This window comes from Streptomyces sp. ID05-39B, from assembly GCF_033794725.1.
Taxonomy (GTDB): Bacteria; Actinomycetota; Actinomycetes; order Streptomycetales; family Streptomycetaceae; genus Streptomyces; species Streptomyces bobili.
On the sequence record NZ_JARGEF010000013.1, the window covers coordinates 40,421 to 66,764 of the forward strand.

The window sequence follows — 26,344 nt, forward strand, 5'->3', positions numbered from 1 at the left end:
GGCAGTTCTGCGGATTTAGGTCGTCGCCACGGCGCGCAGGCAGTAGTCCTCGCCGTGCGACCTCGTACGACGAGATTTGGCAGCCCCAGAGTGCGGGACCATCGCGGCCCGACCGGGGCGGAAAACGCCTGCACCGCTGTCGCCGATCCGACGCATCCCTGCCACGTACGCCCCGGCGGACCGGACACGCCTTTCCCGCGTGCCGGCCCACCCGCGAAAGGTCATATTCGTGACTCAGCCCTACCTCGCCCCCCGTGCCGGTGTGCCCACCCAGCCGCAGGCACACGCCCCGTTCCCGCAGCAGTACCAGCGTCATCCCGCACAGCCGCCCCGCCCGCCACGTCAGCAGCAGCCGCCTCTCCACGCCGACCCGGATGTCCGGCCGGCCCAGGACCCGGCCGCCGGGGTTCCGGAATTGGGGCAAGCTCCCCGCCAGACTCCTGATCCGGACGCTCCTCCCCGGACCGGTGGGCGCCGGGCCCGCCGACGGGCGCAGAAGCGGACGCCGGTGATCGGCGACTACCTGGGATACGCCACGACGTTCGTCGGTGCGGGCCTGATCAGCGGCGCGGTAGTGCACCATCCGCTGGACCCGGACCGGTACACGGTGATCGCGCTGGTCGGAGCGGGCGTCTTCCTCTGTGCGACCGTGCTGAACGAGTTCATCCTCAAGCGGCAGCGGCCCAGTGCCTCCAAGGTGGTCGCGATCGTGCTGGCCTCGCTGGCGTTGTCGTTCGGCATCGGCATGCTGAGCGGCGGACTCCAGCACTTCGAGGACTTCCCCGAGCGAGCGGCGATGCTGATTCCGTTCGGTCTGGCTCTGTCCTTCGTGGCCTATGTGCTGCGTTACGACGCCGCGCGCTGGCGCAGCATCATCGGTCCGACCGGGCTGCTGGTGCTGGTCACCGCGGCGGTCGCGTTCGTCGGGCTGCGCGGTATCGCCGCCGACATGGCTGCGGAGTCCGGCGGAGGCGGCCACAGCCACGGCGAGGAGAGCACCGGCGAGGCTGAGACTCACGAGGACAACACCGGGGAGAGCACCGGCGAAGCGGAGACGCACGAGGGCCACTCCGAGGACGCCGGAACGAAGGCACCTGATGCCTCGCCGAGCGCCGAAAGCACCGAGACGGGTGCGGGCAAGGAAGAAGCCGGCCACGCAGAGGACGGGCACACCCACTGAGTCGCGGCACCGGGAGCCGCGGCGCGCTGGAGTTGCTGCGGCTCCCGGCACCCAGCTGTGCGTTCGGGCTCGTTGCTCCTGGGTTCGGCGGTCATCCTCGGTCAGTGCACGTGCGGGCCCCCGCTCGACTGCGGTTTGCCACGCGGCACGAGCGCCAAGGCCACCAGCGCGGTGGCCGCCGCCGCCACCGCACACACCGTGAACGCATCGGCGAAGCCACTCGCAGAACCTCGCTCGAAGCCGGACGCGGCGACGGTCGAGACGACGGCGACGCCTATCGAGCCGCCCACCTCGTGGAAGGTGTTGACGACCCCGGAGGCGAGTCCTGCCTCCTGGTGCTCCACCATGGCCAGCGCGGTCGTCGTAGCGGTGACGAACACGGCGCCGATGCCGAGGGAGGCGATCACGAAGCCCGGCAGGAGACGTCCGTACACGCTGCCGTTCTCCGAGAGCTGGGTCAGCGGGATGGTTCCGGCGGCCGCGACGATCATGCCGGCGACAGCCGTCGGCCGGCTGCCGATCCGGCCGACGAGCCGGGATCCGAGATGGGCACCGGCACCGGTGGCAACGGCGACGGGCAGGAACACCAGTCCGGTCCGCAGCGGGCTGAACCCCCGGACATGCTGCAGATACACGGACCCCAGAAAAAAGAACGCGATCAGCAATGCCGTGGCGATCAGCATCAGGAAGGCCCCGGCGAGCACCGGCCGCCGGGTGAACATCCGCAAGTCCATCAGCGGGGCCCGGCTGGCTCGTTCGACCGCCGCGAAGGCCGCGTAGGCGAGCACCCCACCGGCCAGCGGCAGCAGGGTCGAGGCGTCCGCCCAGCCGGCGTCCCCGGCCTTGACCAGGCCGTAGATGAGAGCGGCGGTGCCTGCCGTTACGAGCAGCGCGCCAGGGGCGTCGAGGCGCGCGGGCTGTGGAGCGCGGCTCGGCACGACGGCGGGCAGGGCGATCAGCAGGAGCAGCCCGACGGGGACGTTGATGTAGAACACCCACTGCCAGCCGGGTCCACCGGTCAGGGCTCCACCGAGCAGTACACCCGCTGCCGAGCCGGTGCCGCCGATCGCCGCCCAGACGCCGAGCGCCTTGTTGCGTTCGGTTCCGTGGAAGGTGGTGGTGACGATGGAGAGCGCGGCGGGGGACATCAGAGCGGCGCCTACGCCCTGGCCGATGCGCCCGCCGAGCAGCGTCGGGGCGTTCTCGGCCAGCCCGGTGACCAGTGACGCGGTGGTGAAGAGGACGAGTCCGGCGAGCAGGGTGCGGCGTGCGCCGAGTGCGTCTGCGAGTCGGCCGCCGAGCAGCATCAGCCCGCCGAAGCAGAGGGTGTAGGCGGTGACCACCCAGGTCAACGTCTCCCGGTCGAGGTCGAGGTCGGCCGCCATGTCGGGCAGGGCGACGTTCACGACAGTGACGTCGAGGATCAGCATGAACTGGGCGAGACAGATCAGTGCCAGTGCTGCCCAGCGGCGCGGGTCTGCGGGCGGGTGGTGGGCGTGTTCGGCGGTGTGGGGTGCATCGGCCGCTGAGTGGGTCATGACGGGTCCTTCGGGTGCGTCGTTCCGGTCGGATCCGCGCCGCGGGTGGGCGCGAGGAGGAGAGCGAGGACCACGCCCGTCACGGTCACACCGGCCCCAGCGAACATCGCCGGGCCCATGCCGTCGACGAACGCGTGGCGGGCGGCCTTGGCGAAGGTGGTTCCGGCCTCACCGGGCAGTCGCTCGGCGAGGGCGAGCGCCGTACCCAGGGATTCCTTGGCGGAGTCGAGAAGACTCCCGGGAACAGGAGCGGGGATGGCGTCGAGGCCGCTGCGGTAACGGTCGGAGAGCAGGCTGCCCATGACGGCGACTCCGGTCGCCGCGCCGAGCTGGATGGCGGCGCTGTTGGTGGCCGAGCCGACGCCGAGGTCCGTTTCGGGCAGCGAACCGACGATGGCGTCGCTGGTCGCGGTGATGACGAACCCGGCGCCCGCGCCCAGCAGCAGCATCGCCACCAAAGCCCGGCCGTAGCCGTCCGCGGTCTCGGTGGTGGCGAGCACCGCCGAGCATGCGCCCAGCAGCGCGAGCCCGGCGGCTGATACCGCGCGCATGCCGAGACGGGGCACGAGGACGCCCGCCAGCGGTCCCGCGACCAGCAGGGCCAGGGCGGCGGGGCCGAGCCGAAGTCCGGTCTGCCCGGCGCTGTAGCCGAGAACGAACTGGAAGTACTGCACGACCACGAAGAGCGTGCCGATCAGCGCGAAGGCACCCAGCAGAACCAGCAGGTCACCGGCCGCGAGAGCGCGGTGCCGGAAGATCCGCAGCGGCAGCATCGGGGACGCGGCCCGGCGCTGCCAACCGACGAAGGCGGCGAGCAGCAGGACACCCGCCGCGAAGGCGACCAGCACGGCGGCACTGGTCCAACCGCGGTCGGGTCCTTCGATGACCGCCCACAGCACGCTCGCCACGGCCAGGACGGAGAGCAGGGCTCCGGCCGGGTCCGGCCGCCCGGTCTCGGGGGCCCGGGAGTCGGGCACGAACAGGGCGGCGGCGACGAGCCCCGCGACACCTATGGGGAGGTTGATCAGGAACACCGATCCCCACCAGTAGTGGCTGAGCAGCCAGCCGCCGACCATCGGCCCGATCACCGTCCCGACGCCGACGGCCGCCGACCAGACGCCGATCGCCCTCGTGCGTTCGGCACCGCGCGGGAAGATGTTCCCGATGACCGCGAGCGTGGCCGGCATGATCAACGCCTCACCCAGGCCCATGACCCCGCGCGCCAAGACGAGGGCGGTCACGGAACCGGCGTACGCGGCAGCCACCGAGGCACCCGTGAACAGCGCCAGGCCCGCCATGAAGACCCACTTGCGGCCGAGCCGGTCCGCGAGACTGCCGCAGAACAGCACCAAGCTGCCCGACATCAAGGCGTAACTGTCGACAATCCATTGCAACTGGCGTGTGGATGCGCCGAGTTCACCGACGAGAGTCGGCAGGGCGACGTTCAGCACGGTGGTGTCCAGCCCGACGACCAGCAGGCTCACGCTCACGACGGCGAGGGTGAGCCACCGCCGGGCCGGCGGGGCCGCGATAGGCCGTGCGGCGGTTATCGGATGAGTCACGGAAGGCACGAGGTCCCCTCTCTCCTGCACGGTCTCGCTCGACCACGCCACTGAACCATACTGTTCAGTTCACATGTACTCAACCGTACAGTTCAGGTGGGTGCTATGGTCGGTGCCATGAGCGTGGACAGCGTCAGGCGGCCTCCGAGCGGACCCCGCGCGGAGCTGAAGCGGCAGGCCATCGTGCGGGCCGCCCGCGAGCTGTTCCTGCGCGACGGCTTCGGGGTGGGAATGGACACCATCGCCGCCGAGGCAGGTGTGTCGAAGGTGACCGTCTACAACCACTTCGGCAGCAAGGAAGCCCTCTTCACAGCGGTCATCACGGACGCACTCGACGAACCGCTGGCCGGGGAGTCGTCGGCCGCGCTTGAGGGTCTGACTGAGGCCGAGGACCTGCGGGCCGCCCTCGTCGAGGCGGCCCGAACCTGGGTCCACGCCGTGCGCACCAACCACGAGGTGACCGCTCTGCGCAACCTCGTCGCCGCCGAACTACACCGCTTCCCCGAGCTGGGCGAAGCCTGGAGACACCGCGGCACGGAGAGCCACCACCCCGCCGTCGCGAACGCTCTGCGCGCCCTCGCCGAGCAAGGCCGGCTGGAGATTTCCGACCTGCAGGTGGCGATCATCCAGTTCTACGGGCTTCTGGTCTTCCCCCACATGGTCTTCAGCTCCTACGGCACGCACATCGACGAGGACCTGACGGACCGCCTCGTCACCAGCGGCGTCGACATGTTCCTCGATCACTACGGCCCACGCAGTCGGTAGCGATCCGCCATCGGCGTCGGCGCTTGCGCCGGAACTCCACCCAGGGGTGGGCAAGATGTATCCACCCCAGGGCCGATCCATCCTCGCGACCACTTTGGTGAGATAGACGGTGTGACCGCTGTAACTACCGCGCTGCCCCGCGTATGGCCCAGCCCTGACGGCAAACCACTTCCGCCCGCCGAGGCGGCCGAGGTCTTCCGTACCTTCGCCCGTGATCTGGCCGCAGGCCGTCGACATTGGGATGCCGAGACCGCGCGCTTCATCGCCGAGCTGTTCGACCGACTGGCAGCCGAGTGGGACACCTCCCAAGCCACCGGTCGTGACGATCCGCTGCGCGATGCCCTGGAGCGTGGCGGGCCGCTCCCCAACGGCCCCTGTCTGGAGGTAGGTTCCGGCACCGGCCTATTCACCCCATTGCTCGGCCGTTTCTTTCCGCAGGTGATCAGCGTGGATCTGTCGGAGCAGATGCTGCGCCAGGCCGCGGGGCGCTCACCGCTGCGTGTGCGTGGCGACGCCAGCATTCTTCCGGTGGCCGATGCCCGGGTCGCGGCCATCGCAGCCATCGACATGCTCCTCTTCCCCGCCGAGACCGCCCGCGTCCTAGCCCCGGACGGTGTGCTGCTGTGGATCAACCAGCTCGGTGAGGACGGGCCGCTGTACCTGCCCGCCGATGAAGTCGCCGCGGCTCTGCCAGGGCAGTGGCAGGCCATCGAGGCCGAAGCCGGCTGGGGCAGCTGGGCCGTACTGCGCCGCGCCTGTTGAACCAGCTCAGCGGGCTTCGTTCAGCTGCCGCTCGGTGGGGGCGGGACACCTGGCGGTGCCCCGCCCTTGGGCCGGAGAGCCGGTGGGTCAGACGGTCGCGGGCAACGGCTCGGCAGCGGACGGCGCCGCCAGTCGGCCTGAGCGGTGCAGGCCGTACAGGGCGACCGCGCACGCCAGGCCGAGGGCGAACAGCGTGACCCACGGCAGCGCCGGCATCCCGGCCGCGCGGGCGGCGTCGAGCGCGGCGCCCGTGCCGAGGTTCCCGACAGTGATGCCGATACCGCAGATCGTGTTGTACAGCCCGTAGTGGGTGGCGACGAGGCGATCACCGGAGAGACGGACGATGGTGTCCATCTCGAACGGGTAGGCGATCATCGTGCCGATGGCCAGCAGCAGTGCGGCGAGCGTCGGCGGAACCGCCGCGAGGAGCCACAGTCGGATCCCGGACTCCGGCACGGGCACGGCGGTGGCCAGCAGCAGGGGCACGAAGGCCAGGCCCATCGCCGCCAGCCCGCGCACGAGCGCCTGCCCGGGCTCGTATCGCGCCTTGCACCACGCTGTCACCCGCGTCTGCCCGACGATCGTGCTCAGACCGGAGACCGCGAAGAGGACCGCCACCGCGGCCGTGCCGAACTCCCCGTCGCCGCCAAGTCGGCGCACCTCCAGAGGCAGGGCCAGATAGACCTGGAAGGACAGGACGTACGAACCGATCATGGCGACGGAGAAGAGCAGAAAGGGCCGGTTCGCGAGGATGCCGCGCCACTGGGCGAGCACACCCTGAGCGTCGTCGCTGTCCTGTTTCTTGGTGTCGTCGGCTCGCCGGGCGGGCAGTGCGCGGATCTGTACGACGCTCAGCAGGGCGAAGATCCCTGCGGCGACCAGGCAGGTGATGCGGAAGTCCACCCCGGTCAGCACCATGCCGACCAGGGGGCCCAGCAGGATTCCGGCCTGATAGAAGACGTTGAACAGTGCGAACGCCTCGACCCTGCGCTCGCCGGCGTCGGCCGCGAGGTACGCCCGTACGGCCGGGTTGAACAACGCCCCCGCCAGGCCCGTGGCTGCCGAGGCGGCGAGCAGCGCGGGCAGCGAGTCCACCAGACCGAGCGTCGCGAAGCCGAGGGTGCGCAGCACGCACCCGGCGATGATCATCGGCTTGTAGCCGATCCGGTCGGCGAGCGTGCCCCCGACCAGGAACATGCCCTGCTGGCTGAAGTTCCGTACGCCCAGGACGAGCCCGACGAGCCAGCCGGCCAGCCCGAGCGTCCCGGACAGGTGGGCGGCCAGATACGGCATCAGCATGTAGAAGCCGAGGTTGATGGTGAACTGGTTCACCATCAACAGCTGGACACTGCGCTCGTACGACCGTACCTGGGTGAGCATCCCCTTCACCGGCCCTCCTCCGCGGAGTCGGCACCCGGTACGACCTCGGTGACGTCGTGGTGTGCGCCTTGCAGGGTGAGGGGATCGACCACGCTGGTGCACCGGGTCCAGCGGGTGACCTCCTTCTCGTCCAAGCGGCCGATCACTTCCGGTTCGGGCGCGGGCGGAGTGTCCAGCAGGCCGTGGGCGGCGCAGTAGTCGTCGTCGTAGACAGTCCCCAGGTAACGCTGCGGGCCGTCGGGAAAAACTGCGACGATCCGTGCGTCCGCCGGCATCGTCCGGGCCAGCCAGCCGGCCACCAGCGCGACCGCGCCCACGCTCCATCCCCCGGTGGCGTAGTGCGAGGCGGCCAGCTGGCGGCACGTCCACACGGCCTCGTGCGGGGCGACCCAGTGCACCTCGGAGAACTGCTCGTAGGCGACGTTGCGGGGGTAGATGCTGGAACCGAGTCCGCGCATCAGACGGGGTCGGGCGGGCTGTCCGAAGATCGTCGAACCGGTGGTGTCCACACCGACGACGGTCAGCTCCGGGTAGAGCTGCCGCAGGACTCGCGAGACACCCGCCGAGTGGCCGCCGGTGCCGACGCTGCACACCAGCACGTCGATGTGGCCGATCTCGGACGCGAGTTCGAGGGCCAGCGGGGTGTAGGCGGCGACGTTGTCCGGGTTGTTGTACTGGTCCGGGCACCAGGAGTCGGGGTGCTGCTCCAGTAGCCGCTGAACGCGTTCTCGGCGGGCCTGCTGCCAGCCGCCCGTGGGGTGTGGCTCGGAGACGACGTTGACCTGGGCGCCGTACGCGGTCAGCAGCCGGGTCATGGACAGCTCCAGCCCTGGATCGGTGACCAGGGTGACCGGGTGGCCGTAGACCATCCCGGCCAGGGCCAGCCCGAGGCCCAGGGTGCCGCTGGTGGACTCGATGATCCGTCCACCGGGCCGGAGGTCGCCGCGGGCCCTGGCCCGCTCCACCATGTGCAGCGCCGGCCGGTCCTTGATACCCCCAGGGTTGAATCCCTCAAGCTTCGCCCAGAAGCCGCGCCCGGCCGGAGCCAGGGGTTCCGACACCCGCAGCAGCGGGGTGTTGCCGACCAGTCCGGACAGGGCGGACTGGCCGGGGCCGACCGCGGTCTTGGTCAATGACTGCATGTCTGTGTTGTCGCTCTCGCTCGATGAGTGCAGGGTGCGGATTCATCTCGCGCCCCATGGCGACAGGGCGGACCGTGGGTCCACGGTCAGGCCATGGGCGCGCGGCAGCCGGCGAGGTCGGTCGGCTGCGAGCGAGTGGTCTAGATCCGCCACCGCGAGGTATGGACGAGCGCCATTCGGCCGGTTCGGGTGCCGTGACGTCTGCGGACTTCACGCCGTGCGAGGGGGCTGCCCACCACCAGTGTCACGGCGACGAGGACGACGACGGCCATCGCGACGAGAGGAAGCTCCTCCGCCGACTGGGCCGTCGTGCGGACGATCATGTCCGACGCACAGTCCTCACCTCCGTGAGGGCCGTGAGGGCCGTGAGGCCCGTGAGGATCTCCGTCCGCCGGGAGCACCGAGGCAGCGGCAGGGAGGGACACCGATCGGTGTGTCTCCTCAGGCATTCCATGGACAACGGCGCACAACATCAGTGCCATCACCACGACGCCGAAGATCACCGAGACGAGTGGGCGCCACCACGACAAGCCGCTTGGGGTCCACAAGGCACGCCCGGGCGTACGGGAGTGTGTCGGCACAGGTCCTCCGCGCTGCTGCGACCCCTCCTACGAGTACGCAGGAAGACACAGACATGGGTGGGGGGTGCAGGACGGCATCGACGAACGTGACGACCCATCATGAGCACAGGGCGCGTAGCTCGTCGCGCGCTCTCAGCCGAACCGGTGACGACCGGCAGGCCGGTTGGCGGACTCTGTACTTCTAGACCTGCTGAACCAAGGAGGCGGCTCTTGGAGCCATAGGAGACATCCCACCCGCACGCAGATCAGCGGCAGACACGCGAAGGGCCGAGGCGTCCTCGGCGCCGGTTGATTCGCGAACCGACGCTGCAAAGCACGGCGAGGCCAAGACAGAACCCTGCTGCGGCTGCCCTGACACACACTCCTGCCCGGGATGCGACGGCTCGTGACCACCACGGTGATCACCAGACACCCCTGCGAACAGCGGAGAAGACTCTGCGGCTACATGGCGAATGTCATCGGCCGGCGGCACCGGCGAGGTCGTTGCGCTGGTGGAGAGGTGTCCCGCGACGGTCTCGACGTGCACGCCATGGGTCAGGAGGACGCCGAACAGAAGTACTGCCACGGCCAGCACGCGCAGCAGCGGACCCGCATCGGAGCGGGCCCGGAGCATACGCTGGGGCGACCAAGCCGTAACCATGCCGTGATCCTAGCGGCTTGCCGCCAGTGATCCACCACCACTCCTGAAACTCAGGGTTAACTCGCCGGGGAATGGCTCGTTTGCACCGGCGAGTGTGCGCCCGGGCGCGGATGGCGGCGCGACGTCAGCCGGTGGTCGGTGAGGACCGCACGCCTCAGTGCGCGTGCCCGGCCTCTGCCGAGTCGGACTGGGCATGCGAAGGCTTGCCGGACTCGCCCATGCCGCCCGCATGCACCGTGAAGGCTGCCGTTCGCACCTTGCCCTGGTGCTGGAAGTCCAGGAAGAGGCGGTACGCGCCGGCGCTGGGCGCCGTGGCCGTGAAGGAGACCTCGGGGCCGGGCTGGGTCTTGCCGTCGCCGGGCTCACCGTTGGGGTGGACGTGCAGGTAGGCGAGGTCACCGGAGCGCAGGGCGACCAAGTGACCGTAGGCGCCCAGGTACGGCTGAAGGTCTTGGACCGGCTTGCCGTCCTTCGTCACCGTGAGCGTCAGCTCGCGGGCCCTGCCGGGAATCAGGTCGCCTTTGAGCTTCACCTCGTAGCCGTCGACATCGGCGGTCGCGTTGTGCTCCGGCAGGGCAGCGGGCTTGTACGTCCCGGCTGCCGCGAGGTCGGTACCGAGTGTGACGGCCGCGCCGCCCTCGGGCTTGAAATCGGCGAAGACGCGGTAGCTGCCAGCCTTGGGCAGCTCCACCGGCGTGGACCAAGTGCCGTCCGACGCACGGGTGGGATGTAGGTGGCGGTAAACGGTCAGGTCGCGCGAGGCCAGGATCAGATGCAGTTCCTTGCCGTGTTCGCGCTGGTACGCCGTGAGGCTGTGGCCGGTCCCGTCGTGTACGACGGCGAAGCGCAACTCGGATTTCTCGCCGGCCTTCAGGAGCGGGTCTTGAGGTCGAGCGTGTAGCCAGCCTGTGAGACCTGCAGCCCTCCTGGCGACGCCGCCGCTTCGCGCCCACCGCCCGTCTCCTCGTGGCCGGCAGCCGCGTGGCCGTCGTGGGCAGCGCTTCTTGGCGCGGGCGAGAGCTCGCCGACGGACCCTCCCACGCCGTAGGCGGTGCCGAAGGTCGCGGCGAGCGCGGCGGCGAAGACAGTGATCCGTAGTCCGGTGTTCATGACCCACTCCTCATCTCCCTGGCCGCTCATAGGTGCGACCGTGCACCTCAAGATACCCCCAGGGGGTATAAAGTCAAGCAGGCATAGACTCTTGCGCTCGATACGGGTGGGGGGTATACATGGAGCCGTCGCCGGTACCCCTGGGGGGTATCACCGCCACCATCTGAAGAGGACGATCCCATGTCGAACTGCTGCACCCCCGACGGAAGCTGCCACACCAGCTCGGAGATCAAGACCACTTACAAGGTCGACGGTGTCGGCAGTGCCCACTGCCAGGGCGTTGTCGCCAGGGCGGTGGGTGCCCTGGAGGAGGTCGCCGCGGTCGAGGTCGAGATCGGTACCGGCCTGGTCACGGTGACGACCGCCGCCGAGCCTGACGAGTCGCTCGACGCGCTGATCGCCAAGACCGTCGACGAGGCCGGATACGACTTCGCCGGCCGCGTGGCCGCCTGATCCACCGACCTCGGCGGGGCCGGCATGCCCGGCCGGCCCCGCCCCTATCCAAGATCGCGTCCGTGAGCTGCGAGGAGCAGACATGACCACCACCACGCCCGGCGCCGCCGAGGTCGAACTCGCCATCGGCGGCATGACCTGCGCCTCGTGCGCTGCCCGGATCGAGAAGAAGCTGAACCGCATGGACGGGGTCGAGGCCACCGTCAACTACGCCACGGAGAAGGCCAAGGTCACCTTCCGCGAGGACATCACCGTCGGGGAGCTGATCGCCACGGTGGAGGCCACCGGCTACACGGCCCGAGAGCCCGAGCCCGCGCGCACCGAACCAGAGGCCGGCAGCGGCACCAACTCGGCCGAGGGCGATGAACTGCGGCCGCTGCGGCAGCGGTTGACGGCAGCCGTGGTCCTCGCCGTCCCCGTGATAGCGATGGCCATGGTCCCAGCACTTCAGTTCGATTACTGGCAGTGGCTTTCGCTGACGCTGGCGGCGCCGGTGGTGACGTACGCCGCCTGGCCTTTCCACAAGGCCGCTTGGACCAACGCCAAGCACGGCGCGGCGACCATGGACACGCTCATCTCCGTCGGCACTTCGGCGGCGTTCCTGTGGTCGCTGTGGGCGCTGTTCTTCGGCACTGCCGGCATGCCCGGCATGACTCACCCCTTCGAGCTGACCATCGCCCGCTCTGACGGCGCCGGGAACATCTACCTGGAGGCCGCGGCCGGTGTGACGGCGTTCATCCTGGCCGGCCGGTACTTCGAGGCCCGCTCCAAGCGGAAGGCGGGGGCGGCGCTCAAGGCATTGCTGGAGCTGGGCGCCAAGGAGGTCACTGTCCTGCGCGGCGACCGGGAGGAACTTGTCCCCGTCGGCGAGTTGAGGGTCGGCGACCGGTTCCTGGTGCGGCCCGGCGAGAAGATCGCCACCGACGGTGTGGTCGTGGAGGGCTCGTCCGCTGTGGACGCCTCCATGCTCACCGGCGAGTCCGTACCGGTCGAGGTCGGCGTCGGCGACGCGGTCACCGGTGCCACGCTGAACGCCGGCGGGCGCCTGGTGGTGCAGGCCACGCGGGTTGGCGCCGACACCCAGCTCGCCCGGATGGCCAAGCTGGTGGAGGACGCGCAGAACGGCAAGGCCGCCGCCCAGCGGCTCGCCGACAAGATCTCCGCCGTCTTCGTCCCGGTCGTGATCGCCCTGGCCTTCGGCACGCTCGGTTTCTGGCTCGGCAACGGCGCGGGCCTGACCGCCGCCTTCACCGCCGCCGTCGCCGTCCTGATCATCGCCTGCCCCTGTGCCCTCGGACTGGCCACCCCGACCGCGCTGATGGTCGGCACCGGACGCGGCGCCCAGCTCGGCATCCTCATCAAGGGCCCCGAGGTCCTGGAGACCACCCGCAAGGTCGACACCATCGTCCTGGACAAGACCGGCACCGTCACCACCGGCAAGATGACCCTGCTCGCCGTGCACACCGCCGACGGCACCGACGAGGACCAGGTCCTGCGCCTAGCGGGAGCCTTGGAGCACTCCTCCGAGCACCCCATCGCCCAGGCCGTCGCTTCCGGCGCCGCCGCCCGTGTCGGCACGCTGCCCGCCCCGGAGGACTTCGCGAACATCGCCGGGCTCGGCGTCCAGGGCATCGTGGAGGGTCACGCGGTCCTCGTCGGCCGCGAGAAGTTGCTGGCCGAGTGGGCGATGAGCCTGTCGGTGGAGTTGGAGCGCGCCAAGGCGGAGGCCGAGGCTGCCGGTCGCACGGCGATCGCGGTCGCGTGGGACGGCGAGGCCCGCGCGGTCCTTGAGGTCGCCGATGCGATCAAGGAGACCAGCCCGGAGGCGATCAAGCGGCTGCGCGCCCTGGGCCTGACGCCCATCCTGCTGACCGGCGACAACAAGGCGGTCGCCGAAGCCGTCGCCGCGGAGGTCGGCATCGCTCCCGAGCACGTGATCGCCGAGGTCATGCCGCAGGAGAAGGTCGACGTCGTCAAGCGCCTGCAGAGCGAGGGCCGGTCGGTCGCCATGGTCGGCGACGGCGTCAACGACGCCGCCGCCCTGGCCCAGGCCGACCTGGGGCTGGCGATGGGCACGGGCACGGACGCCGCGATCGAGGCCGGTGACCTCACGCTGGTGCGGGGCGACCTGCGGGTCGCGGCGGACGCCATCCGGCTGTCCCGCAAGACGCTGGGCACCATCAGGTCCAACCTGTTCTGGGCCTTCGCCTACAACGTCGCCGCTCTCCCGCTGGCCGCCGCCGGCCTGCTCAACCCTATGATCGCGGGCGCGGCGATGGCCTTCTCCTCGGTCTTCGTGGTCGGCAACAGCCTGCGCCTGCGCGGCTTCCAGCCCGCCGACCGCTGACCCGCCACCGACGGAGTGAGGGAGACCACCGTGGCTGGATACGCAGGCCAGAAGGAAGACATCGTCCGACGGTTGCGCCGGATCGAGGGCCAGGTGCGCGGGCTTCAGCGCATGGTCGAGGAGGACGCCTACTGCATCAACGTCCTCACCCAGGTCGCCGCCGTCAACGCCGCGCTCCAGTCCTGCGCTCTGGCCCTCCTCGAGGAACACCTCAACGGCTGCGTCACAGAGGCGATCGTGGAGGGCGGCGAGCAAGCCCAGGCAAAGGTCAGCGAGGCGTCCCAGGCCATCGCCCGGCTCGTACGGGCCTGACCACCGAGGGACCGGGCGCCGGCGGATCAACCGCCGGCGCCCGGATTATTGCCGTAGCCACCGCCGCACGCGCTGCCGGAAGCGAGCGGCGAGGGACCGGCGCCTTGGTTCGGAATGTCCTTGGCCGGACTGGCCGGTGCCGGTGCGTGCAGCTTCGATCTGTCTCGGCGTCCACCGTTCGGCCCACTGGGCGGTGTTACCGCGGATCCAGTAGTGGGATTGGCAGGGGTAGCTCCAGTTTCCGATGGAGGGGCTGAGGCTGATGGATGCACCGTCGAAGGTGAGGCTCCAGTCTGCCGGGCTGAGCGGCGTGACGACCTTGTTGCCGCACCCGCAGCAGCACAGGTGGACCACCGTCGTGAAGGGCAGGGACACGTAGAGGACGCCGGGTTCGAGCTGTTCGGGAATGTAGTGGACGAACTCGTGGGTGAGCCGTACCGCTCTCACGGAGTGTCCTCGTTGGTCAGGACGTTGCCATCGATCTGGTACACACTGTGGAACTCCTGCTCGAGGTCCAGGTAGAACCCGCACAGCTTCTTCCACCTGATGACGGCCAGCGTTGCGTTGAGCGCGTTGAGATCGGCGATCTGGATGTTCCGCTGGTAGTCGTTGGGGCCGGCACCGTCTGCCACGGGGATGCGCTGGTGGTCGTGCACGTGCTGACGCCTGGTCGAGGTGCTGGTGGTGACCCTTAACAGGCCGGACAGTTGTCCGTCGGTCTCGTATACGCCCATCCCCACGTCGATGAACGCCACCTGGTGCCCCTCAAGTCCCTCGACGATCCGGCGTCGAGCGGTGTTGTCGTCCAGGGACAAGAAGACGGAGTCCGCTGTGCCCAGCGTGTCGATGTTGGTCTCGTCCACGTAGACGGGGTGGGCGATGACGCCGGGGTGCATCCGGCTGTAGACCGCAGCGAAATGCTCGGCCTTGTTCGGGGTCGCCTCAAGTTCTTCGCGGGAGACCGCGCCAGGCGAGCGGAAGGCGTTGTGCTGCAGGAACTTGTCACCGTCGTAGAGATGGATCTCCGCCACGGGAGTCTTCGCGACGAGGTCGAGGATGTAGCTTCCGGTTCCTCCCAGCCCCACGATGGCCACACGCAGGCCCCGAAGACGGCGTGAGACGGTTGCGATGCCGGCCCTGCTGGAGGCGGTGTCCGCGTACCGGAAGACCGGATCCTCGACAGGGTCGTCCAGGACGGGAAACGTCACCGCGGTGGCCTCGGGGTCCAGTTGCTGGACCTGGGAGGCCAAGATGGCGGCGTAGGTCGTCATCTTGGCGTAGTAGTCCGTGTAGCCGGCTGCCGGCTTGCTGGAGAAGGTGAAGTCGACTTCCACCCCGGGCGCCGGGTTCTGCCGCCCGCGGCTGTTGATGAGGGCTTCGAGCGGCTGCCCAAGGTGGTTGCAGGGCTCGGCGCCGCTGAACATGACGACGTGCGTGCTCGGGGCCACTGTCACGTCACCGGCCAGAGACAGCTCCGAGACGAGAACTCCGTAGCGGACCTGGCGCTGGGCATCCACGTAAGGCACGTGGTGCATCAGCAGCAGCCCGGACCGGACTTCGATCTCGTATCCCTCGTCCTGCAGGCGGCGCAGGTCCGGGCTACGACTTATCAGTTGCGGTGACACTGAACACCGTCCTGTTCTTGATCTTCACGCTGTTGCCTGCGGTGAGCGTGCCCTCGGCCGGCTTCTGGTCGGCATGCCGGAAGCTGACCGTGATGAGGACGTAGGGGCCGGTGGGCACCGGGTCGAAGGCGAGAGAGACGACCGCCTCGAAGGAGAGTGCGTCCGTGGACACGGTTCGCTCCTGCCCGTTGACGATGATCTTGTAGTCGCGGGGGTGCCCAGACTCGCTCGGGGTGTCGGGACGGCTCACGGCCAGCTCCTTCTTCATCGTTTTCATTGACGACAGTGAAAGCGTAGCACGGGAGGGGCTGAGGGTGCGTGGACTCGTCCACGCGGGTGACCTCGCGCCAGATCCCCGCGGCTGGCATGCTGTTCAGCCGTGCTACTGGAACTCGCCGGACGTCACCCGCTGTTGCGCGACAGCCTCGCCATCCAAAGCACCGACGACAGCCGAATCGTCCTGGACGCACGGCGCCTGCTGTTCGCCAGCCCGCTCGACCTGACAGCTACGGCCGCCACCGCGCACGCCCACGCAGCCGTGGACGCGCAAGCGACCCTGTTGCTCCCCGATTCCAAGGACGTCACCGCTTACGTGCAGCGGATGGACCTGCTCAAGGCCCTGCCGCCAGGCACACAAGTCGAAGGGAAGGTCCCCGAGGAGATTCGTAGCGACCGCTCGGCCACCCTGCTCGAAGTCGCGGCCCTGCGGCCCGACACCGCTGACGCCATCAGTGAAAGACTCGGACGGGTGGCCACCCAGCATCTCGGCCCGCGCGACGGACGCCGCGTCTTCAAGGGCATCGGTGAACTGATCGACAATGCCATCAGCCACGGAGCCAGCACCTGCGGTGCCTTCATCGCCGCCCAGGCTTACAGCGGCAAAACCACCGGATACCGACGCCTGGAGATAGCCGTGTGCGACACCGGCATCGGAGTCCTCACCCACCTGCGCCGCAACCCGGAACATGCCCACGTCACGAGCAGCGCCGAAGCCCTGGAGCACGCTGTGCGGCCCGGTGTCAGCGGCACCCGCGACACACGCGGCAACGGCCTCCCCGACCTGCTGGCCGGCACGAGCGACACCGCCGCCACACGCCTCGTCCTGCGCAGCGGCGACGGCCTGCTGCGCGCCGGTCGGCTCCGCCGCGCAGCAGTCACCCGCAGCATCTCTACCCGAGCCCCCGTGCGGGGAACGTGGTCCTGGCTGAGAGTCTCGTATCGTCCATGACCGACCTGTGCTTCAATGAATGAAATGAAACCGCAGAAACGCGAGACGCTGCTCACTTACCCCGTGAAAGAGCACGGCACGTTTCTCGCCACCAGGGTGAAGGGTGCCGATGCTCGCCGAGCCCTGGAAGAGCAACTTACGGCCGCTGCTCCCGTCGCCCTGCTGACCATCGACTTCGGCGGCGTGGAAGCGATGACCAACAGCTTCGTGGACGAGTTCCTCGGCAAGTTCTATCTCCTGCTGGCTGCCGGAGACGTCAGCGCAGACGGCGTCCGACTGGTCGGTCTGGACGAGGAGACCCGCGAGGGGGTCACGGTCTGCCTGGAGCGACGTAAGCAGGTCGCTGTCGACGGCGACACCCACGAGCTGCTGGGTGACGCATCGATTCTCGCCGGCACTTACGAAGAAGCACGTCGGCTGGGTGACTTCCGGGCCGCCGAGCTGGCTGAGGCGCTCGGTATCTCCTTGCCCAATGCTAACAACCGGCTCAAACGCCTGGTCGAGGCCGGAGCCTTGTACCGGGAGCGTTCTGCCGGACCCGAACGGGGCGGGAAGGAGTTCACCTACCGTCTGGCCACGGCCGGAGACGGGCGAGGGGGCATGTAGTCGGCCCGGGCGCCCTTTCGAGTGGTTCTGCGCTGATCTGGTGCGCCCCGTGGGACCGCGTCACCGGCTGCGCCGCTTGTGGACAGAGCCAGCCGCTGCCCGGTCTGGGACCGTGCAGCGGCTGGCTTCTTCGTGATCTCTCGGCGTTGTGCCGCAGTCCGCGGATCGGCTGGGCAGCTATGCGCTGGCCCTCTCAGCCTGGGCGACCGGGTCAGCGTCGGATCCGGTGGCAGCCTTCTCGCCCCGCATCACCAGCAGGGTGATCAGGCCGCCCACCGCGGCGATCGCGGCGGCCCAGACGAACGCGGCGCTGAAGCCGTCGGTCAGTGCGGGCAGGTTGCCCAGCTGTCCGGCGCCCTGCGAGGTGGCCACCGCGGTCAGGGCCGCGAGGCCCAGGGCCGACCCCACCTGGTAGGTGGTGTTGACGATGCCGGACGCCAGACCCGCCTGCTCCTGCGGAGCGCCGGACATCGCGGCCATCATCGCCGGGATGTAGGCCAGCGACATGCCGAGCGCCGCGACCAGTGAGGCGGGCAGGACATCGACGGCGAAGGTACCGGTCGGCTCCACGGCGGACAGCCACAGCAGCCCGGCCGCGAGGATCAGCAGACCGCCGCCGATCAGCGGCTTGGCCCCGAGCTTCGCCAGCAGCTTCGCCGTGATCGCGGTCATGAAGATCATCAGCAGGCCGGTAATCGGCAGCAGCGCGGCACCGGAGGCGAAGGCCCCGTAACCGAGCACCTGCTGCAGGTACAGGTTCAGGAAGTACCACATCGGGATCCAGGCGGCACCCAGCAGGGTCATCGCGAGGTTCGCCGAACCCAGCCGTGGCACACGCCAGATGCCGAGCGGCATCAGCGGCTCGCGCACCGACTTCTGGATCACGAAGAAGAGCACGAGCAGCGCGGCGGCGCCGGCCAGCTGTAGCACGGTGCCGGTGGAGGTCCAGCCGCTCTCCGGTGCGCGGACGATGGCGAAGACGGCGAGTGCGAGGCCCGCGGTTACTGCGGCGGCACCAAGCACATCCACGGAGCCGCGTCGGCCGCCGACCGCGGGCAGCAGCTTGGTGGCCGCAAGGGTGGCGGCACCGATCGGGATGTAGATGATGAAGACCCACGGCCAGCTCAGCCACTCGGTGAACACGCCGCCGAGGAACACACCGGCAGTGCCGCCGGCGGGCGCGGCGGCGCCGTAGAGCGCCATGGCCTTACCGAGTTCCTTCGGGTCGTGCATGAAGAGCATCATCAGCAGCGTCATGGCAGAGGGCGCGATCAGCGCACCGCCGACCCCCTGTACCGCCCGGCCGACGACCTCGACCCACGCCGTCTGGGCGGCGGCTGCGACGACCGAGCCGGCGATCAACACGACCCAGCCGGTGGTGAAGACCTTCCGGGCGCCCAGCAGGTCGGACAGTCGCCCGCCGAGCAGCAGCAGCCCACCGAAGGCGATGACGTACGCGTTGAAGACCCACTGCAACTCGCCCTGCGAGAAGCCGAGGTCCTTCTGCATCTCGGGAAGCGCCACCCCGATGATCGACGTGTCCATGATGACCATGAACTGTGCCGCGGCGAGCACGACCAGCGCCCACCAGCGTCGCGGATTGACAGTTGACATCACGCACTCCTCTCATACCCCCTGGGGGTACCTGTGTCGGGCACCGTAACATACCCCCACGGGGTATGTGGCTAGGAAGAGAGAAGCTTCGACCGGCGATCGGGCGGACGCCACCACAGGAGCGACGCGGTCAGATCAAGTGCGCTTGTGCGAAGCGGAGTACGGCCCGTGACGCCGCACCGCTGTGCGGCGAACCCGCCGATGACTCGCCCCTCAACGGCCGCAGGGGGATGCCTCGCGAGAACGCTCGCTCGGACGCTAAAAATGATCTCGACAGATACGGGGCAGGGGTATAGGTTCAGCCGCCGCGGGCTTGAGGACAGGCCGCCACGCCCGACAGAAACCGGGGGAAACCATGGATCACACTGCTCACCACGCCGAGAGCACGCACGACCACGACATCACCCACGATGGCCAGCACAGTCATCACAGCCACGCCGACCACAGCATGCACGACGGCACTTCCTGGGCAATGGCCGCAAAGGCGACCCTGCACTGCCTGAGCGGCTGCGCCATCGGCGAGATCCTCGGCATGGTGGTCGGTACGGCCCTGATGTGGGGCAACGTACCCACCATGGTCCTGGCGATCGCGCTAGCGTTCGCCTTCGGATACTCGTTCACGCTCTTGGCGGTCCGCCGGGCCGGTCTGGACATCAAGACCGCCGTCAAGGTCGCCCTTGCCGCCGACACTGTCTCCATCGCCGTGATGGAGTTGGTCGACAACGCGATCGTCGCCCTCACCCCCGGCGCGATGGACGCCCACCTCTCCGACGGCCTGTTCTGGTCCGCCTTGCTTGGTGGCTTTGCGGTCGCCTTCCTGATCACCACCCCGGTGAACAAGTGGATGATCGGCCGCGGCAAGGGCCACGCGGTCGTCCACGCCTACCACTGACCGCCAGGCAGCAGGCCCCAAGGTGCTGGGGGCGCCCAAGGTCTCGGGGCGCCCCCAGCACTCGTTTCCGATGCTGTTGAGTGACGTCTCATTCAGCACGAGGGTTTGGCGTCACAGCGAGAGCCAGTACCGCCGCTGCAACCGCGACGATCGCACCTGTGGCGAACCCACGGGAGAAGCCGTTGGTATCGGTCCCTTGGATGCTGGTGGCGGCCACGCTCGACACGACGGCCGCACCGAGTGTGGCGCCGAATTCATGGAAGGTGCTGACGATGCCCGACGCCAGTCCTGCTTCGTGGGGTTCGATCTGCCCGAGTGCCGTAGCCGACGCCACCACGAAGACCACACCGGTGCCGGCACCTGCCACAGCCACACCGATCACCAGAGCCGCGATGCTGTCCCAGAGCGCCGACGCGGCCATGCCCGCCCCGGCCACGAGAAGACCGAGAAAGCCAAGGAGGCGGGGGCCCACGGCGCCCATGAATCGGCCGACGGCGTTCGCCCCGACCATCGTGGCCAGGGCAACGGGCAGGAACAGCAGACCTGTGACCAGGGCGCCGTACCCATGGCCGTTCTGCAGGTAGAAGGTGCCGAGGAAGAACACCGTGATCATCAGGGCCGTGGCCACCAGGATCAGCAGGGTGCCGGCGGCGACCGGGCGTCGGATCAGCAGCCGTACGTCCATCAGTGGACTCGCGGCCAGGCGCTGACGCGCGACGAACAAGGCGTATAGGACGGCCGCCACGGCGAAGAGTACGGCGGAGGCAATCGTGACCCATCCGTCGTCACCCGCCTGGATAAGGGCATAGGTCAGCGTGCCGGTCGCGGCCGTGACCAGTACGGCACCTGGAACATCGAGCCGGCTCGTCGTGGCAGGACGGGGCTGCTTGGGCAGCTGGCTCATCAGGGCAACGATCAGGACAAGGCCCACCGGAGCGTTGACGAAGAAGACCCAGGGCCAGCCTGGTCCGGCAGTGAGAGCGCCGCCGAGGAGGACGCCGAGTGCGGCCCCGCTGCCGCCCAGCGCCGACCAGGTCCCCAACGCCCTGTTCCGCTCTTCGCCCTCGAAGGTGGTCACGACCAGGGACAGCGCCGCCGGTGACAGCATCGCCGCGGACAGACCCTGCGCCACCCGCGCGCCCAGCAGCACCGGGCCGCTCTCGGCGAGCCCGGCGACGAGCGACGCGGCCGTGAACAGCAGCAGCCCCAGCAGCACGAGCCGGCGCGCGCCGAACAGGTCCGCCGCCCGGCCGCCCAGGAGCAGGAGCCCGCCGAAGGTGAGCGTGTAGCCGCTCACCACCCAGGTGAGGGTCTCCCGCGCCAGCCCCAGGTCCGCACCCATGTGCGGCAGGGCGATCGCGACGACGGTGACGTCAAGGATCAGCATCAGCTGCGCGACACCAACCAGGCCAAGAATCCGCCAGCGCCGCGGATCGGGGTCGCAGGTCTGCGTCGTGGAAGTCATGGAGTCGGTCATGGCATGCCGCCCCTCCAGTAAGTCGTACAGAGGTGTTCGGGTTATGTGGCGTACTGTAACCCGTACACGGCTGTTCGAGTTAAGGGGTTGCATGGCTCGCTCGGAGACCAGGCCGGCGCGCAGGGCCGACGCCCGGCAGAACGTGGAGAAGATCCTGGAGGCGGCCATCGCCTGTCTGACGAAGGACCCCGCCGCGAGCGTCAGCGAGGTCGCGCAGGCGGCGGGGGTGGGGCGGGTGACCCTGTACGGGCACTTCCCGTCCCGGGAGGCCCTGGTCGAGGGCGCCCTGACGCGCGTCCTGGAGCAGGGCGAGGCCGTCCTGGCCGGGCTGGACCTCGACGGCGACGCCCGTGACGCGCTGCGAGACCTGATCGACCGGAGCTGGCTGCTGATCGCCCGGTCCTCGGCCGTCCTGGCCGCGGCGCAGGAGGTGCTGACCCCCGACCGGGTGCGCGAGCTGCACGCCGGGCACGAGCGCCGCGTCCGGCACCTGATCGAACGCGGCCAGGCCGACGGCGTCTTCCGCGACGACCTGCCGTCCGCCTGGCTGACCGGCGTCCTGCACCACCTGATCAAGGGGGCGGCGTCCGACGTGGCCGGCGGCCGGCTGGCCGCGTCGGACGCGCCCCGCTTCCTCGCCGAGACTGTGCTCTCGGCCTACGCGCCGAGGTGAGCTGCCGCCCCCTTGCCCGCCCCCAATACCACCGGTCGAACCAGGAGCCGGCGTGACCCCTCTCGACGACTACGACCTCGCACCCGGAGTGCCCACCGTGGCCGACTACCGCAGCCTGCGTAGCCGCAGCGGGCTGAGCGACAAGTCTCCCGAGGGGGCTGCGATCGGCCTGGCCCACACCTGGTACGGCGTCGTGGTGCGGCACGATGGCCGACCCGTCGGCATGGGGCGGATCATCGGGGACGGGGGCTGCTTCTTCCAGATCGTCGACATCTGCGTGCTGCCCGAGCACCAGGGCAAGGGGCTCGGGCGGGCTGTCATGCAGGCGCTTACCGACGAGTTGGAGCGCCGCGCCCCGGCGCGCTCGTACATCTCGCTCATCGCGGACGGCGACGCCCATCACCTCTACCGAAAGTTCGGCTTCACCGACACAGCACCTGACTCCATCGGCATGGCTCGCTTCCTGGGCACCGCCTGAACCTCACCCCGCGGGCAGCACACAGGAGAGCCGAACGAGTAGCCCTCCGCCACGACGTCAGCTTGGCGATGGCCGCCGCCTGCTGGTCATCGGCACTAGCATCCCGGCAGCAGTGGCCAGGCCCACAGCAGACGACGGGCCCGGCGCTGCGAAGATCCGGCCATTCCCAGGCCAACGGCTCCGGTGGTAACAGCAGTCGACCTGTACACAAGTCAGCGATGCATTGTTGCTGTGCCACCAGCAGACCTAGAACCTGCCGTTCGTAGTGGGTGCATCACGCGGCCTCCCACAGCCCTGCATCCAGGATGCGCGCCGCCTTTGTGATACTTCCAGGCATCAAATGCCGGTACGTGCGGTACGTCTCCTCGATCGACTTGTGGCCCATCCACTCCGCCACGTCGGTGATCGGTATCCCGCTTCCGAGGGCGTTCGAGGCGAAGTAGTGCCGGAAGCTATACATCCCCACACCCTGCGGTGCAGGAAGCTCCTTGAACAGCTTTTGGACGCGCCGACGTTCCATCGGCTCCGTGTAGTAGCCGCTTGGGCCGCGCAGCAGATAACCGTCCTTCGTGGCTCCGTGCTTCTCCTCGTAGCGCTCCATCGCCTCCCGCACTGAGCGAGGCAGCGGAACTTCCCTGAACTCACCCGCCTTGCGGTGCTTCAGCTTGGCCGGCCTGTGCGTGTTGGAGTGGATCTGCTCGTGAACCCTGTAGACGTCACCCGCCACGACGTTGTTGACGTTCACGGCCCGGGCCTCGCCGTTGCGCAGGCCGCAGCCCACCATCATGACAATCTCAAGAGCGAGGTCGTCGTCGGCGACAGTCAGGGCCTTCTTGACGTAGGCGAGGGAGGGTATGACGACCTTCTCACGGACGTACTCGGGCTCCTGGACGCCTTTCACAGGGTCATCTGCCATGGCCCCCTTGACATAAGCGTCTCGCAAGATGGCCTTGAGGGTGCGGAATATGTTCACCTGGTTTCCGCGCCCCACCTCGTCGATCTCCAGTTCCTCCAGGAAGCGCTCGACCACGATCGGCGTGACGGAGTTCAGTTTTCGCGAACCGAGCCGAGGAACGATGTGCACATTGATCGAACTGTCGACGTGCTCGCCCGTGGAGTACTCCGTCATTTTGCGCTGTCGAGGGCGCCACTGCTTCGCGTATTCCTCGACCGTCTGCTGGCCCAGCTCACGACGGGCCTGGGCGACGGATGGCGCAGTGTTCCTCTTCTCAGCGTAGATCTGCGTGAGGCGCTCGATCGCGTCGTCCTGCGTGCCATAACCGGCCTCCTCGCGCTGCTTGCCCAGCGCGTCCCTGAACCGAATTGTGTAGGGGTGTGGGCAACGGGTCGGCTTGGCGCAGTCGCAGTCCTTGAAGAAGGACCCCATGCCGCGGGCGAGCTGTCGGGCCACGTGTCGAACCTTCCGAGCGCAAATCAGTGATCGCACACCCGCGTCTGCGCAGCGGGCGGAAGGTCAGCAAGCGGAGACAGGGCTGCGACGCATGCTGACCTTTTGCTGACCTGAGGGGGCCTCCATTATGCCCCTGACCTGCGCAGACGTTCAAATGCTAGATCTTGGACTTGAACATGGTACGAAGCATCGAGGTACTCCTGAATCTAGGCTCCCTGCCTACGCTTTTGCAGGTCAAGGGCTGTTTCCACTCCCACACGGCCAGGCTTCGGGAGGGACGCCCGGAGTCGCCCTCACGTCGCCGGAGGCATCCCTCACGAACGGCCCGTCATCAGCGTACGCAACCACCCCCGAAGACTCTCGTGACGATCGCCACAGCAGGGTTGGACCACCCGGCCGTCAGGTCGAACGGGATCCGCCGTCCGCTCCGGCCGGCAGGACCGGTTTCGCCGCATCCGGTGCGGACCGCCCGTCACGAGAACTGCGCGTGGTCCCGCGCCGCCCCGGCACCCACAGGAATCGCAAAAGACTGACAGAACGATTGACGCGCCCATGATCGACCCCTACCTTCTGATCGATTTCCCGAACTTCGTTCGAAATCTCGGCCATCTAGGCTCCCGCACGCCACCTTGGAGAACAAGATGAGCGCACACCCCCACCTGTCCCGTCGCGGTCTCCTGGGCATGACCGCCGCCGTCCCCCTCGCGCTGACGCTCGGCGCCGGCACCGCCCACGCCGCCGACTCGGCGTACGCGATGGTCTACTTCACCGAGTCGACCAACCTCGGCGACGGCACCGACTACGGCCTGCACCTGGCCGTCAGCCCCGACGGGCTGAACTGGACGCCGCTCAACCAGAACAACCCCCTGGTCACCCCCACCGCCGGAGCGCTGGGCCTGCGCGACCCGTTCCTCATGCGCAAGCAGGACGGCACCTTCGTGGTGCTCGCCACCGACCTCAAGGGCACCGACTGGGGCTACAACAGCCAGTACATCCACGTCTGGGACTCCGCCGACCTGCGCACCCTCACCGGCTACCGGCGCCTCAAGCTCCACGACATGACCACCCACAGCTGGGCCCCGGAGGCGTTCTGGGACGCGGGCCGGGGCCAGTACGCGGTCATCTACTCCTCGGTCAACAGCAGCGGCCACAACGTCATCATGGTCAACTACACCAGCGACTTCGTCACCGCCTCCGCCCCGCAGGTCTTCTTCGACCCCGGCCACGACGTCATCGACGGCAACGTGGCGGTCGGCGTGAACGGCTACAACTACCTCTTCTACAAGAAGAACCAGACGCTGGTGAGCGCCCGCTCCACCTCCCTCGCTCCGGGCAGTTTCACCGAGTACAGCGCCGGGGTGGCGCACGGCGGCACCGAGGCCCCGACGGTGGTCAGGTCCCTCGCCTCCGGCAACTGGTGGCTCTGGGGCGACACCTACACGCCCAACGGCGTCTTCTACGCCTGGCAGTCGAGCAGCCCGGCCTCCGGCACCTGGACGGCGCTGGACCAGAGGACCTACACCCAGCCGGTCAACTCCAAGCACTGCGGCATCGCGACGATCACGACGGCCGAGTACGACAACCTGCTCGCCAAGTGGGGCGCGCCGGCCTGGAACCGCCTCAAGTCCTACAACTTCCCGGCCCGTTACGTCCGCCACTCCAACTACGCGGGCCGTATCGACGAGTACCCGATCGAGCCCTACAAGGACTCCCAGTGGGCCCTCGTCCCCGGGCTCGCCGACAGCTCCGGGGTCTCGTTCCGGTCGGTCAGTCATCCGACCCGCTATCTGCGGCACTACAACTACGCGCTCCGGCTGGACGTGAACGACGGCACGTCCACGTTCGCAGGCGACGCGACCTTCTACCGTACGGCGGGCCTCGCGGACGCGAGTTGGGCGTCGTTCCGGTCGTACAACAACCCCACCCGGTACATCCGCCACGCCAACTACGTCCTGCGCATCGACCCCGTGTCCACGACCACGGAACGCCAGGACGCGACCTTCCGGGTCGGGTACTGACCAGGTAGGGCACCCGCGGACGGCAGGACCGTCACGTGGTCCGGCCCCGTGCCCGGGCCCGCTGCTTCAGTTCGATGAGGGTCGCGACGGCGCGCAGCCAGGTCGCCGCGTTGTCGTCGGCGGCGATCCCGCCCACGAGCTCGGTGCCGGCCCGCAGCCACTCCCGCACGAGGCCGGCCGCCTCGGGGCGGGGCAGCGGCTCGGGCAGTTCCACGGCGTTGGCGAGTCCGCCGGCGCGCACGGTGTCGGCGAGGAAGGCGACCGAGCGGGGCTCGGTGCCGAGGCGGTCGAGGACGACGGCCGCGGCCGCGGCGCCGTCGCCGAACAGGGCGGTGCGCCGGTGGCCGGGCCCGGCGGTGAGGCCGTAGCGCAGCAGGACGGTGATGTCGAGCCGGGCCAGTTCGTCGTCCGTGCGGTCAGGCGGGTGCGGGGCGTCGTCGTGCATGGCGGGGCCTCGGGTGTCTCGTCTCATCGCGCTGGTCCGGTGCGGCTCAGCCGACGGTGACGGTGTAGGTGATGCGCTCGGGGGCCTGGGCGGGTGGCTTTCCCC

Annotated in this window: 24 protein-coding genes and 1 pseudogene; 12 read left to right on the forward strand and 13 right to left on the reverse strand. The window is 69.0% G+C overall.

Features of this window, described 5'->3' with window-relative positions; genetic code table 11:
- The first annotated feature begins 229 nt into the window (after window positions 1-229).
- Entirely contained in the window at window positions 230-1,180 is a 951-nt protein-coding gene (locus P1P75_RS05630; protein ID WP_319252293.1) for a hypothetical protein, read from the forward strand.
- A gap of 101 nt (window positions 1,181-1,281) precedes the next feature.
- Here the strand turns inward: P1P75_RS05630 and P1P75_RS05635 are convergent, their stop codons facing one another.
- Window positions 1,282-2,718, reverse strand: coding sequence for an MFS transporter (locus tag P1P75_RS05635; protein ID WP_319252294.1), 1,437 nt, complete (start codon window positions 2,716-2,718; stop codon window positions 1,282-1,284).
- Window positions 2,715-4,208 (reverse strand): DHA2 family efflux MFS transporter permease subunit, encoded by a 1,494-nt coding sequence (locus P1P75_RS05640; RefSeq protein ID WP_319252295.1) that lies wholly within the window; start codon window positions 4,206-4,208, stop codon window positions 2,715-2,717. Before P1P75_RS05640 ends, P1P75_RS05635 begins: the two co-directional genes overlap by 4 nt.
- Window positions 4,209-4,397: 189 nt before the next feature.
- Between P1P75_RS05640 and P1P75_RS05645 the strand changes: the two genes are divergently transcribed.
- Both P1P75_RS05645 and P1P75_RS05650 read left to right on the forward strand, forming a co-directional pair.
- A complete protein-coding gene (locus P1P75_RS05645) occupies window positions 4,398-5,045 on the forward strand; it encodes a TetR/AcrR family transcriptional regulator (protein WP_285511757.1) in 648 nt (215 codons plus the stop codon).
- 111 nt (window positions 5,046-5,156) lie between these two features.
- The gene (locus tag P1P75_RS05650; RefSeq protein WP_285511756.1) at window positions 5,157-5,807 is read left to right on the forward strand and encodes a methyltransferase domain-containing protein; all 651 of its coding nucleotides are present in this window, start codon (window positions 5,157-5,159) and stop codon (window positions 5,805-5,807) included.
- 87 nt (window positions 5,808-5,894) lie between these two features.
- Here P1P75_RS05650 and P1P75_RS05655 read toward each other — a convergent pair whose 3' ends face one another.
- From P1P75_RS05655 to P1P75_RS05670, 4 genes and pseudogenes are all read right to left on the reverse strand, one after another.
- On the reverse strand, window positions 5,895-7,196 hold the full coding sequence (locus P1P75_RS05655; protein WP_319252296.1) for an MFS transporter: 1,302 nt from the start codon (window positions 7,194-7,196) through the stop codon (window positions 5,895-5,897).
- Window positions 7,193-8,329, reverse strand: a complete 1,137-nt coding sequence (locus tag P1P75_RS05660) for a PLP-dependent cysteine synthase family protein (RefSeq protein WP_319252297.1) — start codon at window positions 8,327-8,329, stop codon at window positions 7,193-7,195. The genes P1P75_RS05655 and P1P75_RS05660 overlap by 4 nt, the downstream gene beginning before the upstream one ends.
- Window positions 8,330-8,469: 140 nt before the next feature.
- Window positions 8,470-8,652, reverse strand: a complete 183-nt coding sequence (locus P1P75_RS05665) for a hypothetical protein (protein ID WP_285511753.1) — start codon at window positions 8,650-8,652, stop codon at window positions 8,470-8,472.
- A 1,052-nt stretch (window positions 8,653-9,704) separates the two neighbouring features.
- Window positions 9,705-10,660 (reverse strand): annotated as a pseudogene (locus P1P75_RS05670) (hypothetical protein).
- 180 nt (window positions 10,661-10,840) lie between these two features.
- Here P1P75_RS05670 and P1P75_RS05675 point away from each other — a divergent pair.
- The 3 genes from P1P75_RS05675 to P1P75_RS05685 all read left to right on the forward strand — a co-directional run bounded on the left by P1P75_RS05675 (window position 10,841) and on the right by P1P75_RS05685 (window position 13,772).
- On the forward strand, window positions 10,841-11,113 hold the full coding sequence (locus P1P75_RS05675; RefSeq protein ID WP_285511751.1) for a heavy-metal-associated domain-containing protein: 273 nt from the start codon (window positions 10,841-10,843) through the stop codon (window positions 11,111-11,113).
- Window positions 11,114-11,195: 82 nt separating this feature from the next.
- Window positions 11,196-13,460 carry a heavy metal translocating P-type ATPase gene (locus tag P1P75_RS05680; RefSeq protein ID WP_319252298.1) on the forward strand — a complete coding sequence of 755 codons (2,265 nt, stop codon included), beginning with the start codon at window positions 11,196-11,198 and terminating at the stop codon, window positions 13,458-13,460.
- A 30-nt stretch (window positions 13,461-13,490) separates the two neighbouring features.
- Window positions 13,491-13,772: a metal-sensitive transcriptional regulator gene (locus P1P75_RS05685; protein ID WP_285511749.1), complete on the forward strand. Its 282-nt coding sequence runs from the start codon at window positions 13,491-13,493 to the stop codon at window positions 13,770-13,772.
- A 45-nt stretch (window positions 13,773-13,817) separates the two neighbouring features.
- Here the strand turns inward: P1P75_RS05685 and P1P75_RS05690 are convergent, their stop codons facing one another.
- From P1P75_RS05690 to P1P75_RS05700, 3 genes are read right to left on the reverse strand one after another with little or no spacing between them, the layout of a single operon-like run.
- Window positions 13,818-14,219 (reverse strand): DUF6527 family protein, encoded by a 402-nt coding sequence (locus P1P75_RS05690; RefSeq protein ID WP_319252299.1) that lies wholly within the window; start codon window positions 14,217-14,219, stop codon window positions 13,818-13,820.
- Entirely contained in the window at window positions 14,216-15,397 is a 1,182-nt protein-coding gene (locus P1P75_RS05695; RefSeq protein WP_319252300.1) for a ThiF family adenylyltransferase, read from the reverse strand. Before P1P75_RS05695 ends, P1P75_RS05690 begins: the two co-directional genes overlap by 4 nt.
- The gene (locus P1P75_RS05700; RefSeq protein ID WP_319252301.1) at window positions 15,372-15,674 is read right to left on the reverse strand and encodes a multiubiquitin domain-containing protein; all 303 of its coding nucleotides are present in this window, start codon (window positions 15,672-15,674) and stop codon (window positions 15,372-15,374) included. Before P1P75_RS05700 ends, P1P75_RS05695 begins: the two co-directional genes overlap by 26 nt.
- A 102-nt stretch (window positions 15,675-15,776) precedes the next feature.
- On the opposite strand from P1P75_RS05700, the gene P1P75_RS05705 reads away from it, so the two are divergent.
- Both P1P75_RS05705 and P1P75_RS05710 read left to right on the forward strand, forming a co-directional pair.
- A complete protein-coding gene (locus tag P1P75_RS05705; protein WP_319252302.1) occupies window positions 15,777-16,625 on the forward strand; it encodes a hypothetical protein in 849 nt (282 codons plus the stop codon).
- Window positions 16,626-16,649: 24 nt separating this feature from the next.
- Window positions 16,650-17,231 carry a MarR family transcriptional regulator gene (locus tag P1P75_RS05710; protein ID WP_285511744.1) on the forward strand — a complete coding sequence of 194 codons (582 nt, stop codon included), beginning with the start codon at window positions 16,650-16,652 and terminating at the stop codon, window positions 17,229-17,231.
- A gap of 177 nt (window positions 17,232-17,408) precedes the next feature.
- On the opposite strand, the gene P1P75_RS05715 is transcribed toward P1P75_RS05710, so the two are convergent.
- Window positions 17,409-18,845, reverse strand: coding sequence for an MFS transporter (locus P1P75_RS05715; RefSeq protein WP_319252303.1), 1,437 nt, complete (start codon window positions 18,843-18,845; stop codon window positions 17,409-17,411).
- A gap of 355 nt (window positions 18,846-19,200) precedes the next feature.
- On the opposite strand from P1P75_RS05715, the gene P1P75_RS05720 reads away from it, so the two are divergent.
- Complete coding sequence (locus P1P75_RS05720; RefSeq protein WP_319252304.1) at window positions 19,201-19,737, forward strand: DUF4396 domain-containing protein; 537 nt, start codon at window positions 19,201-19,203, stop codon at window positions 19,735-19,737.
- A gap of 88 nt (window positions 19,738-19,825) precedes the next feature.
- Here P1P75_RS05720 and P1P75_RS05725 read toward each other — a convergent pair whose 3' ends face one another.
- Window positions 19,826-21,202 (reverse strand): MFS transporter, encoded by a 1,377-nt coding sequence (locus P1P75_RS05725; RefSeq protein WP_319252305.1) that lies wholly within the window; start codon window positions 21,200-21,202, stop codon window positions 19,826-19,828.
- Window positions 21,203-21,305: 103 nt separating this feature from the next.
- Here P1P75_RS05725 and P1P75_RS05730 point away from each other — a divergent pair, with 103 nt between their 5' ends.
- Both P1P75_RS05730 and P1P75_RS05735 read left to right on the forward strand, forming a co-directional pair.
- The gene (locus P1P75_RS05730) at window positions 21,306-21,887 is read left to right on the forward strand and encodes a TetR/AcrR family transcriptional regulator (RefSeq protein ID WP_319252306.1); all 582 of its coding nucleotides are present in this window, start codon (window positions 21,306-21,308) and stop codon (window positions 21,885-21,887) included.
- A 52-nt stretch (window positions 21,888-21,939) separates the two neighbouring features.
- A complete protein-coding gene (locus P1P75_RS05735) occupies window positions 21,940-22,365 on the forward strand; it encodes a GNAT family N-acetyltransferase (RefSeq protein ID WP_319252307.1) in 426 nt (141 codons plus the stop codon).
- 274 nt (window positions 22,366-22,639) lie between these two features.
- On the opposite strand, the gene P1P75_RS05740 is transcribed toward P1P75_RS05735, so the two are convergent.
- Complete coding sequence (locus P1P75_RS05740; RefSeq protein ID WP_319252308.1) at window positions 22,640-23,776, reverse strand: tyrosine-type recombinase/integrase; 1,137 nt, start codon at window positions 23,774-23,776, stop codon at window positions 22,640-22,642.
- Between the two features lie 641 nt (window positions 23,777-24,417).
- Between P1P75_RS05740 and P1P75_RS05745 the strand changes: the two genes are divergently transcribed.
- A complete protein-coding gene (locus P1P75_RS05745; RefSeq protein ID WP_319252309.1) occupies window positions 24,418-25,794 on the forward strand; it encodes a glycoside hydrolase family 43 protein in 1,377 nt (458 codons plus the stop codon).
- A gap of 31 nt (window positions 25,795-25,825) precedes the next feature.
- Here the strand turns inward: P1P75_RS05745 and P1P75_RS05750 are convergent, their stop codons facing one another.
- Window positions 25,826-26,266, reverse strand: coding sequence for a hypothetical protein (locus tag P1P75_RS05750; RefSeq protein WP_319252310.1), 441 nt, complete (start codon window positions 26,264-26,266; stop codon window positions 25,826-25,828).
- Window positions 26,267-26,344 lie beyond the last annotated feature (78 nt).